General features: G+C 54.0%; 3 protein-coding genes and 1 pseudogene. 3 read left to right on the top strand and 1 reads right to left on the bottom strand.

Translation table 11 applies throughout. The annotated features are described in order from the left end of the window. On the bottom strand, positions 1-1,348 hold a 1,348-nt coding region (locus tag B7L71_RS02790; RefSeq protein WP_081135865.1), incomplete at its 3' end, for an ammonium transporter. A 556-nt stretch (positions 1,349-1,904) separates the two neighbouring features. On the opposite strand from B7L71_RS02790, the gene B7L71_RS02785 reads away from it, so the two are divergent. The 3 genes and pseudogenes from B7L71_RS02785 to B7L71_RS17250 all read left to right on the top strand — a co-directional run. Next, positions 1,905-2,114: a hypothetical protein gene (locus B7L71_RS02785; protein WP_081135864.1), complete on the top strand. Its 210-nt coding sequence runs from the start codon at positions 1,905-1,907 to the stop codon at positions 2,112-2,114. Next, positions 2,111-2,467, top strand: a complete 357-nt coding sequence (tnpB, locus tag B7L71_RS02780) for an IS66 family insertion sequence element accessory protein TnpB (RefSeq protein WP_023006802.1) — start codon at positions 2,111-2,113, stop codon at positions 2,465-2,467. Before B7L71_RS02785 ends, tnpB begins: the two co-directional genes overlap by 4 nt. A 42-nt stretch (positions 2,468-2,509) precedes the next feature. Further along, positions 2,510-2,739, top strand: a pseudogene (locus B7L71_RS17250) (IS66 family transposase); the annotation flags it as partial.

Raw genomic sequence — 2,739 nt, 5'->3', positions numbered from 1 at the left:
TAATATCCTGCCTTTTCGCCATGGGGAACGCTTTGTTTAATCCACCATGAACGCCCTGAGGCGAATGACCTTGTGGAGACTCGGTTTCAGGATAGGGCCTCGCCGATATTTCCACCAGGTCAAGCCCTAGTACTTCAACATGTGGTGGTACACGCAGTAGGTTGAACTTTTTCAATGCGTAAGAGATTCCCCAACCTGGGATAAAGCCGGTTAACGCCATAACCACAGCGCCTACCAACTGGCCGGTGAAAGAAATATCCGGCATCCCTTCTGCATTGGCAAACCCTGCCGCGAAGATACCCACCAGCACGACGCCGTAAAAACCGCAGAAACCATGAACCGCAAAGGCGCCCACAGAGTCATCCAGGCCGCGCTGTTCAAGGAAGTTGCCCACTTTGGCCATTAACGCACCACCGCTGGCCGCCAGCGCAAACGCCAGGCCGGGATAGTAAAGATCCAGACCGGCTGCCACGGTGATGATACCGCCCAAGCCACCTGACATGGTCCAGAAGGGGTCTCTTGATATCAGGTAGGCTCCGATAACACCGCCTGCAAAACCCATGACAGTGTTGAAGGCAAAAGCCGACAGGTTGGTCTGGGTTCCATAAATGGTCGTCCAGCCAATATCGCCGGTATTGAAGATGATGCAGCCGCCGAGAAAACCGAAGAAACCGACAATGATCATCATCAGCCCAAGCAACGACATTGGCATGTTGTGCGGTGGGATTGCCTGGGGCTTACCGTTTTTAAACTTGCCAATTCTGGCGCCCAGGTTCATCAATACTCCTAGGGCAAAGAACCCGGCAACCGCATGGACGACCCCTGCTGCCCCAACATCATGATAGCCAAACTGGGTGAGTAGCCAGCCGCTTGGGTGCCAGCCCCAGGACCCGGCCAGTATCCATACGCCACCCCCCAATATGACGGCAAGTGTCAGGAAGGCACTCAAACGAATTCGTTCGATGACGGCTCCAGAAAGGATAGAGCCTGTAGTCGCCCCAAAAAGAGCGAACGCCGCGAAGAATATCCCTGTGCCCATATCGTTGACATCAGGGCGCATACTGGCGCTCCAGGGAAGCGCCGCCGAGGCATCAATGGGAATCAGGCCATTGGGAAAAGCGTTGTAAATCCACCAGCCCACAAAATAGAAGGCCGGAATCACTGACGCCAGCGTAAGGATGTTTTTCATCCCTGATGCCAGCGCATTCTTGGTGCGCGAGGCACCAATTTCGTAAGACAGGAAACCTGCGTGAATCAGGAACATAATGGCAATACACCACCAGTAAAACACCTCTATGTTCATTGCCTGATGCATCTCGAAGATGCCTTTTAGTTCATCGGTCGTCATGTTGTTCCCCTATGTGTAAAGCGTGACGGTGAAATCACCTGGCTGTTTTAACCAGAGAGTTTTCGTAGTAATAAACCATTTTCTGTTGCATTCAATGACGATGATTCTTTAACACTTACCTTTATAAACAGCATTAAAACGGCTACTAGCCAACGCTCATCCCAACATTAACAGCAGCCTTTTTAAACGCCTTAAGTTAAATAGAGCAACATGCATGCCAAAACTCCATCAGCGCAGAAAAACATCTTATCCAGCCCATCAAACGATGCTTTATTGTCTAAAATATCGCGAAAACAAAACGTCACTGAACATTACCCTGGCAAATCAACACTTCCTTTTTACTAGCAAAACCCACTCTTCTGATTGGTCGAATTACCATTAAAAACGGGGGGCACTCATTCTTTTACATGCACTGTGACAGTGCTGACCTTCACCAAGCCAGTGCGTTCTAATCACTGGCTTGATGGAATTAAATTGTAAGCGCTCCACCAACCCCATCTTCTACCGCTGAGTAGTATCCGTCAGACTGGTGTCATTCGATAGCAAGGAGGACACCATGACCGACCTGACCTCGACACAGGCCTTCTGGCTGGGCCATCTGTTCCATGCCTCCTCTCGCCAACTGCCGCTGAGCGAGTACGCTGAAGAGCAAGGGCTGGATTTGGCGTCACTGCTGGCGTGGGAGCAGCGCCTGGAGGTGCAGGGCGTGCCCGTGCCACCTCGCCACCGGCCGCTGCGCTTCGTCGCCGTGGAGGTGACCCGATGATCCGGCCGGACACCCGGCTGCGCGTCTACCTGTGTCGCGAGCCGGTCGACATGCGCAAGCAGATCGATGGACTGGCCCTGCTGGTTCAGGAGGCCATGGCGCTCAACCCCTTCGAAGAGGCGGTCTTCGTGTTCGGCAACCGCCAGCGCGATAAGGTCAAGCTGCTGTTCTGGGAGCGTAACGGCTTCGTGGTCTGGTACAAGCGCCTGGAGCGGGAGCGCTTCAAGTGGCCGGACCGCCTGGAGGGCGACACCGTCACGCTCTCGGGCCAGGAGCTGAACTGGCTTCTGGATGGCTATGACCTCAGTGCCATGCGCCCCCATAAGGCCTTGGATTTTCAGGCGGTTGGCTGATTTTTTGCTGCTTTCAGCGGCGCCGCTTGGTAAAATAGTGGCATGATCTCACCGGCCTCGACACCTTCCGTCAGCGTCTCCCAACTGCAGCGCCAAGTGCGCGCTCAGCAGGAGGAGATTGCGCGTCTTCATCGCCTGATGGAGAAGAAGGAGGCTCAGTGGGAAGCCGCCAAGCAGTCCCTTTTTGAGCAACTCAAGCTGGCCATTGAAGGCCGGTTCGGTCCCTCTACCGAGAAGTACCGCGTCGAACAGGGTGATCTGCTCATCAACGA

This window comes from Halomonas sp. BC2, from assembly GCF_002078115.1.
Classification (GTDB): Bacteria; Pseudomonadota; Gammaproteobacteria; order Pseudomonadales; family Halomonadaceae; genus Vreelandella; species Vreelandella stevensii.
Note: the sequence above shows the minus strand (reverse complement) of the source record. Positions and strands in the feature narration are given on the sequence as shown.

Bases quoted from the DNA above. Each gene is read 5' to 3' on its own strand.
- tnpB (WP_023006802.1), top strand. From the start codon at position 2,111: ATGATCCGGCCGGACACCCGGCTGCGCGTCTACCTGTGTCGCGAGCCG.
- B7L71_RS02785 (WP_081135864.1), top strand. From the start codon at position 1,905: ATGACCGACCTGACCTCGACACAGGCCTTCTGGCTGGGCCATCTGTTC.